Origin of the sequence: Nocardia sp. NPDC059240 (genome assembly GCF_042753865.1) — a bacterium.
Taxonomy (GTDB): domain Bacteria; phylum Actinomycetota; class Actinomycetes; order Mycobacteriales; family Mycobacteriaceae; genus Nocardia.
Map to the genome: position 1 here is coordinate 1,174,907 of NZ_JBHZAC010000001.1, position 13,629 is coordinate 1,188,535.

Consider the following 13,629-nt stretch of genomic DNA (forward strand, 5'->3'; position numbering starts at 1 on the left):
TCTGACGTGGGTGATCAGGGCGCGAGCGACGTATCCGCTCTGCGCAGGACGTCGAGGATTGTGTCGACCGATTGAGCGCCGGACATCCCGAAGGCGCGATCGACAACATAGAACGGGACACCGTTTACACCGAGCGCCCTGGCTTGGCTGATGTCTTCGTGGACCTGATCGGCGAATTCCCCGGCTTCAAGCGTGTACCGAGCAGCCTCGGCGGGCAACCCGACATCGACTGCGAGGCGGACCAATACCTCAATGTCGTCAATCGGCTCACCTTCGATTAGTGCCGCCCGCAGAAGTCGCTCGTGCATCGCGTCGCCCAGGTGATGTGCACCGGCCAGGTGAGTCAAGCGTTGGGCGTCAAAGGTGTTGGCCGTAACGGCCTTGTCGAGCCGGTAGGCCAACCCCTCCGCCGCGGCAAGATCTGTGACGCGGTCGTTCATAGCCTTGGCCTGGGTCGCGGTGACGCCATGCTTGCGGGAGAGCATCTCGAAGGTCGGGATGTTCTCGCCGCGAAGCTGCGTCGGGTCGAGCTGAAAGCTACGCCAGATCACCTCGACGTCAGCTGCGTGCTCGTACCGAGCAAGCGCGTGCTCCAGGCGTCGCTTACCGATGTAGCACCACGGGCAAACGAGGTCGGACCAGACTTCGACTTTCATGACTGTCTCCGTTCTCGTTTCAGCATCCGGCGCCATCGACGGCGCAGGCATCGCTGTTCGTCGTGTCGACAACTACAAGAGAGGTTGTCGGCGTATCTTCGGCAGTATCGGCCGTTCGGCCTTCGGTTTCAGCCATGGCGTTGCACCTTTCTTCCGACCTATCGACCGAGTTCTACACAGCCTCAACGAGTTTCGCGGCCAGGTTCTGCGCCCGCGTCGCAGCTTCGTCGTGAGCTCGGTAGCGCGACTCCTCATACATCGGGAGCAATTCCGACATCGACGGGTCGACCGCCGCACCCGTCAGTTCCGGAACAATGAACTCGACCTCCATACCCAGCATCATTTCGAAAACGCCTCGGAGATAGTTCTGTACGTAGTCGTAGCCTTCGCGTGGAGTGCCCGGTCCGTAGGCACCGCCGCGGCTGGCGATGATGATCACAGGCTTGCCAGCGAGGGTGGCAGCCCCCATGGCGGTTCGACCAATGAGAACGACATTGTCGATCCACGCCTTGAGGGTGGACGGTACTGAAAGGTTGTACATCGGTGCGCCGATCAGTACCGCATCCGCGGCCTCGAGTTCTTCGATCAGCTCCTTGCGCTCAGCGAACGCCGCAGCTTGCTCCACCGTGTGCTCCTCCGGGCTGAGGTAGCCGGCATGCTGCGCGGCAGCGGAAATGTGTGAGGCGGGATTCGCGGCGAGGTCGCGGTAGATCACGAACCCATCCGGGTGCTGCTGCAGCCATGATGTCCGGAACGTGTCTGCGACGGCGCGAGAAGCCGAATCGGACACCGGCAGAACCGACGAGTCGATGTGCAGGAGAGTTGCCATGAGATGCCTCCGTTGGTTGAAGAGAAGTGCTCAGCACATTTATTACTATTTGTGCGTAGCCACATGATGCGTCAGAATCGAAGGCGATACAAAAGGCACATTGATGTGCGTACCGAAAGGAAATGTGCGTGAGGAACGCCCCAATCCCCCCGACGCCCGGCGTCGCGCCACCCGGGATCTGTGCTCGATGGCCTGCTGAGAGCGTGGAGATCATCCGGCAGGTCCTGGAACGGACCGGAGACAAATGGACCATTTTGGTCGTCGCATCACTGCAGGACGGCGCGTCGCGTTATACGGACCTGCAGCGCGGCGTTCCGGGCATCTCGCAACGGATGCTGACCCTCACCTTGCGGCAGCTTCTGCGCGATGGCCTGATCACCCGGACCGCCTATGCCGAGGTCCCTCCACGTGTCGAGTACGCCCTCACCAGCCTCGGAACCAGCCTGCTCGACACCATGCTCGCGCTCATCGATTGGGCAGGCACCCACCACGAGGAAATCCAGCAGAACCAAGCCCAATTCGACGCCGCCAGTTCAGCGTGAAGCGGGCATGAAATCGACTCTCTCACTGAGCGGTTCGGCAACCTGGCGTTTGTAGGACTCAACAGGCACCCCCGGAACGGCGCAAGTCACTCCGTCGCTCCGGGTTTGATCAATGTGCGAGGCTGGCGTTGAGAGTACTAACCTGCGAGCTCGGCCAGAGCGACCTCGAGGTAATGCGCAATCTCCCAGGCATCCTCGATGATGTCGGCGCAGGTGAGGATACCGAAGTCGACGTAGCCGGCATAGGAGACCGCAGTGATGTTCAGACCGCCGAAGGTTTCCGCCAAGGCGGACACCGGATAGTTGCCAAGTAGACGAACGCCGCCGAGATACACGGGAGCCGTCGGTCCTGGGACATTCGAAATGAGGAGGTTCGTCAGGGGCAGGATCGGTGCGGTCGCGCGGAGCAGGCCGCGGGTCGTCAGTCCGTGGAGGAGCGGCGTCAACATCGACGTCACCTGGTGCAGCATGGTCGGCGATTGCGACTGAAACCGCTCCTTGGCTTCCAGCATGGCGCAATGCATCAATTTCAGGCGATGCTCCGGATCTGGTTCGCCGACCGGCAGTTCACTGAACATGAGGGAGAACTGGTTACCGGCTGTGCCCATCTGGTCGTTGGTGCGGATCGACACCGGAATCGCGGCGAGCAACGACTTTTCGACGGATTGCCCGTGGTCGAGCAGCCAAAGCCTTAGTGCGGCAGTGCAAACGGCCATCACAACATCATTGATGGTGCCGTCGACACGAGACTTCACTGCCTTGATCTGATCCAGCGGGAGCGAGGCGAACGCAACCTCACGCCGTGGCGTGAGCGGCCCGGTGAACGGTTCAGCGCGGTATTTCGACCAGAGGTCTTCCACCGTGCGCAACAGCCCGGGACCGGCTTCGACCACCGATCGGACACGTACAGCCTGCCGGTTGATCGTGTTGGGGATTGTCCGGGTGAGCATTTCGAGGATGGACAGCGTCTTATCGCGACGGAGTCCGGTGGCGGGCAGCGGCTGTGGCGGATTGCCTGGGATCGGATCGAGGATCGAGCCCAGGACTTCACCAGCCGACACGCCATCGAGCAGTGCGTGATGCAGCTTGAGGTAGGCCGCCTGCCTGCCACCGGAAAGCCCCGAGAGCAGATGGAATTCCCACAGCGGGTGGGACCGGTCGAGCGTCTCTCCATGCCGCCGTCCGACGTATTCGGCGACGTCCTTGTCCGTGGCACCCTCAGGGAGCCGGACGTCGCGCACGTGATAACCGAGATCGATTGTCGTGCAATCTTCCCAGTACGGCACGTCCAAACCCAGAGGGACGGTCCGGACCCGACGACGTAGCGGAGCAAGCAGATGCAGCCGCTCCGCGAACAGTCGACGCAACGAACCGACATCGAGCGGGCCATCCGGAGCATTGGCCGAGTCCAAGATCATAATGCCGCCAATATGCGTTGGCGTGCAGTCTGTTTCGCTGTCCAGCAAATGCATGTCCAGCGAATTGAGCTGGCGTGGTTCCCCCGGCGTCGTCGCAGTGGGGATGACCAATGCCGGAACGGGACTGACACCGGCCGTGGCAGCCAGTTCATCTCCCGGTGTTGCGGTCCTGACGTTCGTGCCCTTGGGGCTAAGAACGGTGATATTCGGATACTCCACGGAGTCCTCCCGACCTCGTCGACTGTCCCGGGACAGCGTTCGCCGGTCGTGAGGAAGCCACGACGACGGACACAGCGAACCGATCCCGGTGATCACTGAGTTCCGTGCGTCACGGCACGGGCGCGATATTCATCTGTCGACCGACCGCCCCCGTTGGCTTCGGTCACCCTTATATTCGGCTGATCTAGTGAATGCTGGCATTGGCCATGACGACGGCGGCAACTGCCAACAGCACTGCCGCCACGCCAAAGGCCACAAGCCCGACGACCACGAGGGGATCAGCGCGATTCTCCTGAGACGACACGCTCTCCGCCACAACGGCTTCCGAATCGGGCCGAGGGACGCGCGCCTCAAACGGCGTCGAAATTTCTCACCTTCGGTGCGGCCGCGAAGAACTCGGCGAGCTTGCGGGCCCCCGACTGGAAGTGCTGGGATCCGAGATGGGCCGCGAGAGCCGCGGCGTCGGTGTAAATCTCGACCAGGCTGTACTGGTCCGGCTCGGTCTGCGAACGCAATAGCCGGTACATCAGGTTGCCCGGCTCGTTGTTCGCGACTTGCTCGACCAGACCCGCGACCAGCAGTTCGAACTCGACGCCACGACCCTCGATAATGCTCAGGTCAGCGATGATGGCGATCATGTGTTTACTCCTCGACTTTCATGGTGGTGGACTCGCTGATCGCGACCGATGACGGAGACTGAATCAGTCCGTCCAAGACTGTTGTGGCAATAAGCTCGGCGATGGCGTCTGGGCCGTGTTCGCCTTCCTCGTGGTACCAGAAGATCACTGAATTCAGCATGCTGAGAATGCTGTTCGTAATGACACGGTCGGCGGTGCGCAGAGCACCGATCGCGTAGCCGGCCTCCATCACGTCCTGCCACCGCTGCCGGACGTCGGCCCCGAGTCGTTGCAGGTCGCGTGCCCGGTTGCCGGTCAAGGCCGAAACATCGCGCAGATGAATGGTCACTTCTCGGCGATGAGTGATGATCAATCGAACGTGGCTGCGCATGAGTCGCCGGAGCTTGTCGACCGGATCCCCTTCGCTTTCGGAGATCAACCTGGCGTCCGCGTCCACCAGATCGATGTAGCCCCGCAGGATCTCGAACAGAAGCTCCTCTTTCGAACCGATGTGGTAGTAGAGGGCCCCACGTTGCACTTGGGCACGATCACCGATCTCCGCGACCCCGGCGCCGTGGAACCCCTTCTCTGCGAACAGATCTGCGGCCACCTCAACGATCCGCTCCCTGGTCTCCGCGGTCTCTGCCGCGGGCGGGCGGCCCCGCTTACGAACCGGTGTCGACGTCATCGTGCAGCCCCTACCGGGCGTTGCCGAATCGCTGGCTCGGACAACGCAAACCGTCGATGCCGATTCACACCGATCACCTCCTCGGCTCTTCCTGCTCGTATCTTCGCCACCGCTGATCGCGGTTTCAGTCCCGCTGCTGGGGCCAAGCGGGGATCGTGGTGAGAAAGTCCGCGGTGGGACCGAGTGTGTAGTTCGGCTTGCGCCGTTCCAAGAACGCGGACACGCTCTCGGCGAAGTCCTTGGAGCCGACGAGATCCATGAGCACTTGGGATTCCTGCCGGTGTGCGATCCACGGACTGCCCCACTCGGACATTCCCCACATCATTTGCTTGGCTGCCGCAAAGGCGACCGGCGCCACGTTCTCACCGATCTCGGTGGCGAGTGCATATGCGGTTTCGAGCAAATCGGCGTCGGCGCATATCCGCGAAACCAAGCCGCTCTGCAGAGCTTCCTCCGCGCCGAACATTCGGCCTGTGGCCACCCATTCCATCGCTCGAGACATGCCTACGACCCGAGGCAGGAAGAAGGTCGATCCCGCCTCGGGCGTCAGGCAGCGCCGAGTGAAAACGAAGCCGAATCGCGCACTCTCGGAGGCGATCCGGATATCCATAGGCAAGGTCAGCGTCGACCCGATCCCAATGGCATGCCCGTTGATCGCCCCGATCACAGGTTTGCGCATGGCCGCGATCCGCAGCGACGCGAAGCCACCGCCATCACGCGGAGCGCCGTCGTCGAAGTAGGCGCCGTCGTATCGAGCCTTGTCGAATTCGCCCGCGTTCGGATCGAGGTCAGCGCCGGCGCAGAAGGCTCGCCCCTTACCGGTGATCACAACAGCCCGGACTGCGTCGTCCGCTTCCGCCAGATCGCACGCAGCGACGATCTCTCGCGCCATGGTGTAGGTGAACGCATTGAGCTTTTCGGGACGGTTCAGTGTGATCGTCGCTGTCGTCTGGTCGACAGAGTATTCGATCTCGGTGAATTCCATGATTTGTCGCTTTCGTTCAGTCGTCGCTCGGGCCCACGACCGCGAGATCAATCCACCAGCAGCAGTAGCCATTCAGCCACGCAGCCCGGCTTGGCACCGCCATCGATCTCAACGGTGACTGCGATCGAGATCTGGCTCCCCGCCGGGGTCGGCGTGACAGCGCTCAGCACCGCGCCGGCGCGAACCCGATCGCCGACCTTCACCACCGATGGAAAGCGAATCTTGTTACAGCCGTAGTTGATTCCCATCTTCAATCCATCGATGCGCCAAATCTGCTCCGTGAGCACCGGCATCAGCGACAGAGTCAAGAACCCGTGTGCGATCGGAGCGCCGAAAGGCCCTGCGGCCGCAGCCTCCGGATCCACGTGGATCCACTGGTGATCACCAGTTGCATCCGCGAACAGATCGACCTGCGTCTGGGTCAGCGTGAACCAGTCGCTATAGCCGAGATGCTGGCCGATCTCCTGCTTGAATTCGGCGATTCCGTTGAAAATCTTCATGTTTCGCGTTCCTGCCTGATCAGACCGTCGGACCACCGGCGACGTACAGGGTCTGGCCGGTGATGAAACCCGCACCGTCTCCGGCAAGGAAGGCCACCGCGTTCGCGATGTCATCGGGCTTGCCGGCCCGTCCGACGGGGATCTGCTGCACCACAGCGTCGCGGAATTCCTCGAACGAGATACCCATCCGCGCGGCGGTCGCCGCGGTCATCTCGGTCTCGATGAATCCGGGCGCGATCGCGTTGACGGTGATGCCGAACTTGCCCAGCTCGATGGCGAGAGTCTTGGTGAAGCCCTGCAAGCCAGCCTTGGCGGCGGAGTAATTGGCCTGACCGCGGTTGCCGAGCGCCGAGGTGGAGGACAGGTTGATGATGCGGCCCCATTTGGTGTTCGTCATGAACGACTGCACCGCCCGGCTCATCAGGAAGGCACCACGCAGGTGAACGTTCATCACCGCGTCCCAGTCGCTGACGGTCATCTTGAAAAGCATGTTGTCGCGGATGATTCCGGCGTTGTTGACCAGCACCGCGGGCGCGCCGAGTTCGGTCGCGACTCGCTGCACTGCAGTGGTGACGCTGTCCTCGTCGGAGACGTCGGCACCGACCGCGAGTGCCCTACCACCCGTTGCTTCGATGTCCGCAACGACCGCCTTGCCGGCCGCCTCGTCGAGGTCGAGAACCGCAACGGCGAATCCCTCGGCAGCCAGCCGCTTCGCGGTAGCCGCGCCGATGCCACGTGCGGCTCCGGTGACGATTGCGGCGCGGACGGTGTCAGTGGTCATTTTCTCTACTCCTGATATTGGCTGGTTGGGTCCAGATGGTACCCGTTTATTGTATTGAGTGTCCACTCTATTAAATAGAATTAAGAAGTATGGTGGACACTGGTGAGGTACTTGGGTCAGGCCCGCCAGAGGTGCGAGCCCGGCCGGGTCATCGCAATCGACGGAACTACAACAGAGCCGCTCAATCGGGTCAGCGAGACCACGACCTCAGCGACGTCGGCGGGGTCGATCATGGCTGTCGGCGAGACCTTGTCGGCCAGCGACGCAGTCATATCGGTCGCGACATAGCCCGGGCAGACCGCTGTCGCGATGACTCCTGCCTCGGACTCCTCGACGTTCAAGGTCTCGCACAGAGACGTCAGCGCCGCCTTGGTGGCACCGTACGCAGAGTTCAGAGGTTCACCGGCGAGGCCAGTCATCGACGACACGGCAATGACTTTCGCAGTCCGCTGAGAGGCGAATCCCGCTGTCGCCCGCAATAGTGGCAGTGCGCGCTGAACCATCACGTAGGCCGAGCGGACATTCACGGCGAACAGCTTGTCGAAGCGACGCGCTGGAAAATCCGCGAACGGGCCGATCGACCCCATGCCCGCGTTGAGCACCAGCGCGTCGAGGCGATCGTATGCCGCACAGTGTTCCTCGATCACGCGAATCACGTCTTGTTCGTTCGACATATCCGCGGTTACCTGGACTACGTCCGTGCCGTATTCGTCACGGAGCCTCCCACCGACCGCTCGCAATGAATCCTCGGATCGAGCGCACAGGGTCAGATCCCAGTCCTCCGCGGCCAAGCGCTCGGCTATGAGAGCGCCGATCCCGCGCGACGCGCCCGTGACGATCGCAGCCCGGGATCCGTTTGTCCGGCTCATCGCGGTGCCATCCGAATTGCGCCGTCGAGCCGGATCGTCTCACCGTTCAGCATCGGATTGGCGATGATGTGCTCGACGAGTGCGGCGTATTCGGTCGGATCGCCCAGCCGCGAAGGGTGTGGAATCTGTGCTTCCAACGACGCGCGAGCGTCGTCGGACAGTCCCCGCAGGATCGGCGTGGCGAACATGCCCGGAGCAACCGTCATGACCCGGATCAGCGATCCCGCCAGATCGCGCGCGATGGGCAACGTCATGCCGACAATCCCGCCCTTCGACGCCGAGTACGACGCCTGACCGATCTGACCGTCGTACGCAGCCACCGAAGCGGTGTTCACGATGACGCCCCGCTCCCCCGCAACCGGTTCGGTTGCTGCCATGGCTGCTGCAGCCAGGCGGATGACGTTGAATGTGCCGATCAGGTTGACTTCGACCACACGCACGAATCGGTCCAACTCGAGCGGACCTGTGCGGCCGATCGTGCGAGCCGGGTCACCGATGCCCGCGGCGTTGACGACAACTCGCAATGGGCCCAGATCGCTGGCGGCAGACACCGCGGCCTGCACCTGGTCCTGGTCGCGGACATCGGCAGGTGCGAAAACAGCTGCGGTGCCGAGCTCTTCGGCCAGTTGTGCTCCCGCCGAGGTGGGCAGATCGACGATCGCGACGCGGGCACCAGCAGTGATCAGACGTTCGACGGTGGCGCGTCCTAAGCCGGACGCACCGCCGGTCACGAGGGCGCAGGCTCCCGTTAGTTGCATTAGTTCTCCTCTGTTCCAATGAATTACCGGTGCACACCCGAGGGTGTGAGAGTTCCCTTCGGGTGCGCACCGGCGCGACCGCCTGCAACGGTCACGACAAGACCCCCAGGCCGGCGTCGACCAGAACGGGAACGGCATCGCCGACGGTCTGGAATCCGTCGCCGACCGTCTTTCCGGCAAGAAAGCGCTGGTGGATGCCCTCGGCGATCACGGCGAGCTTGAAATAGCCGAGTGCACGGTAGAAGTCGAGATTCTCGAGCCTGTGCCCAGTCCGCTGGGCGTAGCGCTCGGCCAACTCGTCGGCGGTGAGGAATCCGGGGTTGGCGCTCGGGGCGTGCCGCACGCCCAACACCGGTTCCGTTCGCTGGTCCCAGTACACGAGCAGCAGCCCGAGATCTGCCAGTGGGTCGCCCAACGTGGCCATCTCCCAGTCGACGATCGCGTTGATTCGGCCGACATCCTGTGCGTCCAGAATCGTGTTGTCCAACCGGTAGTCGCCGTGTACGACTGTTTCGCCCGCCTGTTCAGGAAGGGCGGCCCTGAGTGCGTCGTGCAGTCGCCCCAGCTGGTCCAGTTCACGGGTCGCGACGCGCGTCCACTGGCTGTGCCAAAGTCGTACCTGGCGAACGAGATACCCTGCCGGACGGCCGAAGTCGCTCAGCCCGACCTCGTCGAAGTCGACGGCATGCAAGTCCGCCAGTGCGTCGACGAGCGCCTCCGAGCACGATCGCGCCTCCGCTGCTGGCAGCTCCGCTGCCTCGTGTCCGTCTTGCAGAGTCCTGCCTTCGACATAGGACACCACCGCGAACGGAACGCCGATCACGCCGACGTCCTCGCACAGGGCGACCGGCTCGGCGACCGGAACGCCCTGCCCGTGCAACGCGGCCACAACCCGGTACTCCCGAGCCATGTCGTGCGCGGTGGGTGTGAGCGGGCCGAGCGGTGGGCGGCGCAAGACCCATTTGCGCGTTCCATCGGTGAGGAGATAGGTCAGGTTTGACTTTCCACCAGCCAACAGCGATGCCCGCAGATCTCCATTCACCGCGGGAACATGATCGGCGAAATACTGATTCAGCGCGAGGAGATCCAGCCCTTCGGGGACTGCGGCGGTCATCGCGCCTCCCGCAGGACGCGCTTCGCGATCGCCCACCGGTGCGTCTCGGACGGCCCGTCGTAAATTCGGAAAGGCCGGACCTCTCGGTAGAGCCTCGACAGCGGTGCATCGCCGGAGATGCCGAGCGCACCACAGACCTGCAATGCTCGGTCAACCACTCGGTTGACCGCCTCTGCGACGAAAGTCTTTGTAATGGAGGTGATCTGCGCGCCGGACTCACCACTGTCCAGCTCCCAGCAGGCTCGCAGGATCAGTGCACGACTCGCCTCGATATCGATCTCGTTGTCGGCGATCAACTGCTGCACCATGCCTAGTTCGCCGAGCCGCCCACCGAATGCACGCCGTTCGTTGGCACGGTCGATGGCGATGTCGGCGGCCCGACGCGCTGAACCCAACCACCTCATGCAATGCGTCATACGCGCAGGGCCCAGCCGCACTTGGGCATAGTCGAATCCCTTGTCGACCTCGCCCAGGACAGCGTCGTCGCCAACCTCGAGGCTGTCGAATGTCAGTTCACTGTGACCGCCGAACATGCTCTCATCGAGCGTGTCGATGTCGCGCGTGCGGGTGAATCCGGGTGTGCCGGTGGGCACCAGGAACATGGTCGCGCCACCGCGGTCACCGGGTTCGCCGCTGGTGCGAGCCATGATGATGGCGAAATCAGCGCCGTTGGCGCCGGTGATGAACCACTTGTGTCCATTGATGACCCACCCGGCGGACGTCCGCTGAGCCGTCGTGGCCAATGCGCTCGGATCCGAGCCCGCGCCCGGGGCGGGCTCCGTCATCGCGAAACATGAACGCCATTCCCCCGTCGCCAGCGGACGCAGGAAGCGCTCACGCTGTGCTGACGTGGCCACGCGCTCGAGCAGGTGCATGTTGCCCTCGTCGGGCGCCGCGCAGTTCAGTGCGAGCGGACCGAACAGCGAATAGCCCGCCGCCTCGAAAACCGGTGCGCGGTCCCGCATGTCGAGTGCCAGACCACCAAACTCCGACGACACATGCGGCGCGAATACCCCCGACTCCTTGGCAGCGCGTTGCAGTAGTTCCCGCGGTCCGTCCGGCAGTGCGTGTGCGGATCCGGAATACTCCGACTCGACAGGTAGGACTTCCTCGCGCACCAGCTTTTCGGTCCGTTGCGCGATGGCGACGACCTTCTCGTCGAATTCGAACTGGATGGTCATGAGCACGTCCGCTCGATCATGGGATACTCCTTCGTCTGGGTCTGGCTACACATCACTGGTCGGCGCCGCACGCGTCACTGCGGGTGGTTCGGGAAGTACTGACGCAGTTCGCCTTTGAGTACTTTTCCGCTCGGGTTGCGCGGCAGCTCATCGACGAATACGACCCGACGCGGGCGGCGGAAGCCCGCCAGCCGCGGCCGCGACCAGTTGATCAAGATGTTCTCGGTCAGTTCCGATCCGGGGCGGGGCACGACGATCGCTGTCACCGACTCACCCCAGATGCGGTCCGGAACCCCGATCACGGCGACCTCGGAAATCTGCGGATGCCTGATGAGCACCCGCTCCACCTCGGCGGGGTAGACGTTCTCACCACCGGTGATGATCATGTCCTTGAGGCGGTCGGTGATGAAAAGGTATCCGGCGGCGTCGAAATGGCCCACGTCACCAGTTCTCAGCCAGTCCTCAGCGACACGAAGTCGCACGGTCTCCTCCGGACGCCGCCAGTATCCCTTGCTGCACTGCCCCGAACGGATCAAGATTTCACCGTCCAGCCCGGGCCCCAACCGTTCTCCGGTGAATGGATCGCGAATCTCGACTTCCACCCAGGGGTAAGGCTTGCCGACCGCGGCCAGCAGTTCACCGTGATGGTCTTCGGGATCCAGTTGCACCACGGCCCCGCAGGTCTCTGTCAACCCGAACACCTGGATCAGCGGCGCGTCGAAGCACTCCTGGACACGATGCAGCAGCGGCAACGAAATCGGTGCCGCTCCGTACACGATCGAACGCAGGGCCGAGAAGTCCGCGGTCCCGGTGCCCAGAACATCGACCATCATCTGCAACATTGCAGGAGCAACAAGCACATTCGTGACCTTCAGCCGCCCTAGGTCCACTACTAGTGCGGCGGCATCGAACTCCGGAACCAGGACGCACTGGGCCCCGCAGAACAAGGCTACGAACGCCCAGGCTGAGCCGCCCATATGGAATAGCGGCATCACCACTGACACCAGTGACTCCGAATCGACACGCCAGTGTGCGGCGGCCCGGAACAAGTGGGCCAGATTGCTATTCGTGATGATCACGGCCTTGGGCAGACCAGTGGTGCCGGATGTATAGAACTGGATGAACGTCTCGTCGGGACCGGACACAGTGCCCGGATCTACCGTGCCCTCGGCATCACGCCATGCCTCGTAGCCCTGACCGATGGTCAGTCGAGTCACATCCGATGGCGCAGCAAGGGCGAACTCGCTGTCGGTCACGACAATCTGAGCCTCGGCGTCGGCGATCAACTCAGCGAGATCGGCGGTGGTGAGACGCCAGTTCAGCGGAGCCAGGACAGCCCCGATCTTGGCGCACCCGAACAGCACCTCGAAAAACTCCGGCCAGTTGCGGCCCAGATACCCGACTCGCTCACCCCGCGTGACGCCGGACCGCAACAAGGCGCGGGCGACCTGGCTGGCTCGAGCGTCGAGGTCGGCGAACGTGAGCGTCGAGTCCGCGCAACGCAACGCGACGCGGTCCGGGAAGGTTCGCGCGAAGTCTCGGATAGCCCTGACGGGATGGAAGTCGTCCGCTGAAATCATCGTTGATTCCCTTCTGCGCCTTGCATGTTCGTTCAGCTCAATGCAACGGTCGCGGTGCCCACGATGGCGCGGCGACCAGCCACATCGGCCCACACGTCGCAGTCGATGACACGGATCGAGCCTTCTTCGGTCACTGCGGTCACCTCTCCGCCGACGACAACGTCATCTCCGGTGAAGACGTTCGCGCGGAAGGAGCAGGAGATACTCCGCAAGGCACTGCGCGTACCGGCCCATTCGGCGAGCAGATCCATGACGTAGGCCATGGTCGCGCCGCCCTGGTTGATCTCACGATCGCCGAGTCCTGCCCTGGCAATCGCGTCGAGGTCGAAATGGATCGGGTTCGAGTCCTGAAGGACCAGGGCCACGATCTTGATGTGGTCCGCGCTGATCGCGGTGATTCGACGCTCGGGCAGCCGGGTGCCGACGTGGATATCATCGGTGAAACTCACTGTGCGCCTCCGCGCTTGAACAGGTAGACGCTGGTCACCGCGCCCGAGTAGGCACCGGCTTCGTCGAAGATCTCCAGACGAACGTCCACGTTGTCGAGCCGTGAACCGTCACGGGTGGTACGTGATCCGGTGGCGGCGACAAACGCTTCGGCCCGGTAGCGCGCTCCGACGCTCAGCGGGGTGTGCTGTTCGATTTCGCAGTTGCCGAACAGGAGCGTGTCGTCCTGGGACTTGCCCGCCATCGCGCACAGCTCCGTGACACTGATACCCAAGCACCGCAACGAGATCACGATGAACCACATCGGATGGGCGATACCGGGTTCGGCCTTCGGCGCACGCAGGGCGTGCTCCAGGATGGAGTTCTCGTGTGGCTCGATGACAAGCGCGCCGCCCAGAAACCGGGTTCCTTCGAGCTTTTGCAGCTCTTCGATCGTTACTGTCAT

Annotated in this window: 16 protein-coding genes; 1 reads left to right on the forward strand and 15 read right to left on the reverse strand. The window is 63.0% G+C overall.

What is annotated here, in order from left to right; all coding sequences use genetic code 11:
• Nucleotides 1-14: 14 nt before the first annotated feature.
• A complete protein-coding gene (locus ACFXHA_RS05500; protein ID WP_379353205.1) occupies nt 15-656 on the reverse strand; it encodes a DsbA family oxidoreductase in 642 nt (213 codons plus the stop codon).
• Nucleotides 657-828: 172 nt separating this feature from the next.
• The gene (locus ACFXHA_RS05505; RefSeq protein WP_379353207.1) at nt 829-1,485 is read right to left on the reverse strand and encodes an FMN-dependent NADH-azoreductase; all 657 of its coding nucleotides are present in this window, start codon (nt 1,483-1,485) and stop codon (nt 829-831) included.
• Nucleotides 1,486-1,688: 203 nt separating this feature from the next.
• Between ACFXHA_RS05505 and ACFXHA_RS05510 the strand changes: the two genes are divergently transcribed.
• Complete coding sequence (locus tag ACFXHA_RS05510; protein WP_379353208.1) at nt 1,689-2,027, forward strand: winged helix-turn-helix transcriptional regulator; 339 nt, start codon at nt 1,689-1,691, stop codon at nt 2,025-2,027.
• Between the two features lie 137 nt (nt 2,028-2,164).
• Here ACFXHA_RS05510 and ACFXHA_RS05515 read toward each other — a convergent pair whose 3' ends face one another.
• The 13 genes from ACFXHA_RS05515 to ACFXHA_RS05575 all read right to left on the reverse strand — a co-directional run bounded on the left by ACFXHA_RS05515 (nt 2,165) and on the right by ACFXHA_RS05575 (nt 13,629).
• On the reverse strand, nt 2,165-3,664 hold the full coding sequence (locus ACFXHA_RS05515; RefSeq protein WP_379353210.1) for a wax ester/triacylglycerol synthase family O-acyltransferase: 1,500 nt from the start codon (nt 3,662-3,664) through the stop codon (nt 2,165-2,167).
• A 350-nt stretch (nt 3,665-4,014) separates the two neighbouring features.
• On the reverse strand, nt 4,015-4,302 hold the full coding sequence (locus ACFXHA_RS05520) for a putative quinol monooxygenase (RefSeq protein ID WP_379353212.1): 288 nt from the start codon (nt 4,300-4,302) through the stop codon (nt 4,015-4,017).
• A 4-nt stretch (nt 4,303-4,306) separates the two neighbouring features.
• Nucleotides 4,307-4,969, reverse strand: a complete 663-nt coding sequence (locus ACFXHA_RS05525) for a TetR/AcrR family transcriptional regulator (RefSeq protein ID WP_379353214.1) — start codon at nt 4,967-4,969, stop codon at nt 4,307-4,309.
• A 124-nt stretch (nt 4,970-5,093) separates the two neighbouring features.
• A complete protein-coding gene (locus ACFXHA_RS05530; protein ID WP_379353216.1) occupies nt 5,094-5,954 on the reverse strand; it encodes an enoyl-CoA hydratase-related protein in 861 nt (286 codons plus the stop codon).
• Between the two features lie 47 nt (nt 5,955-6,001).
• The gene (locus tag ACFXHA_RS05535) at nt 6,002-6,454 is read right to left on the reverse strand and encodes a MaoC family dehydratase (RefSeq protein ID WP_379353218.1); all 453 of its coding nucleotides are present in this window, start codon (nt 6,452-6,454) and stop codon (nt 6,002-6,004) included.
• A 19-nt stretch (nt 6,455-6,473) separates the two neighbouring features.
• Nucleotides 6,474-7,235, reverse strand: coding sequence for a 3-oxoacyl-ACP reductase FabG (fabG, locus tag ACFXHA_RS05540; RefSeq protein WP_379353219.1), 762 nt, complete (start codon nt 7,233-7,235; stop codon nt 6,474-6,476).
• A 116-nt stretch (nt 7,236-7,351) separates the two neighbouring features.
• Complete coding sequence (locus ACFXHA_RS05545) at nt 7,352-8,104, reverse strand: SDR family NAD(P)-dependent oxidoreductase (RefSeq protein ID WP_379353221.1); 753 nt, start codon at nt 8,102-8,104, stop codon at nt 7,352-7,354.
• Nucleotides 8,101-8,862, reverse strand: coding sequence for an SDR family NAD(P)-dependent oxidoreductase (locus tag ACFXHA_RS05550; RefSeq protein ID WP_379353223.1), 762 nt, complete (start codon nt 8,860-8,862; stop codon nt 8,101-8,103). Before ACFXHA_RS05550 ends, ACFXHA_RS05545 begins: the two co-directional genes overlap by 4 nt.
• A 91-nt stretch (nt 8,863-8,953) precedes the next feature.
• The gene (locus tag ACFXHA_RS05555) at nt 8,954-9,976 is read right to left on the reverse strand and encodes a phosphotransferase family protein (RefSeq protein WP_379353224.1); all 1,023 of its coding nucleotides are present in this window, start codon (nt 9,974-9,976) and stop codon (nt 8,954-8,956) included.
• Entirely contained in the window at nt 9,973-11,157 is a 1,185-nt protein-coding gene (locus ACFXHA_RS05560; protein ID WP_379353226.1) for an acyl-CoA dehydrogenase family protein, read from the reverse strand. The genes ACFXHA_RS05555 and ACFXHA_RS05560 overlap by 4 nt, the downstream gene beginning before the upstream one ends.
• A gap of 74 nt (nt 11,158-11,231) precedes the next feature.
• Complete coding sequence (locus ACFXHA_RS05565; RefSeq protein WP_379353228.1) at nt 11,232-12,737, reverse strand: AMP-binding protein; 1,506 nt, start codon at nt 12,735-12,737, stop codon at nt 11,232-11,234.
• 32 nt (nt 12,738-12,769) lie between these two features.
• Nucleotides 12,770-13,186, reverse strand: a complete 417-nt coding sequence (locus ACFXHA_RS05570; protein ID WP_379353230.1) for a MaoC family dehydratase — start codon at nt 13,184-13,186, stop codon at nt 12,770-12,772.
• Nucleotides 13,183-13,629 carry a hypothetical protein gene (locus ACFXHA_RS05575; RefSeq protein ID WP_379353231.1) on the reverse strand — a complete coding sequence of 149 codons (447 nt, stop codon included), beginning with the start codon at nt 13,627-13,629 and terminating at the stop codon, nt 13,183-13,185. Before ACFXHA_RS05575 ends, ACFXHA_RS05570 begins: the two co-directional genes overlap by 4 nt.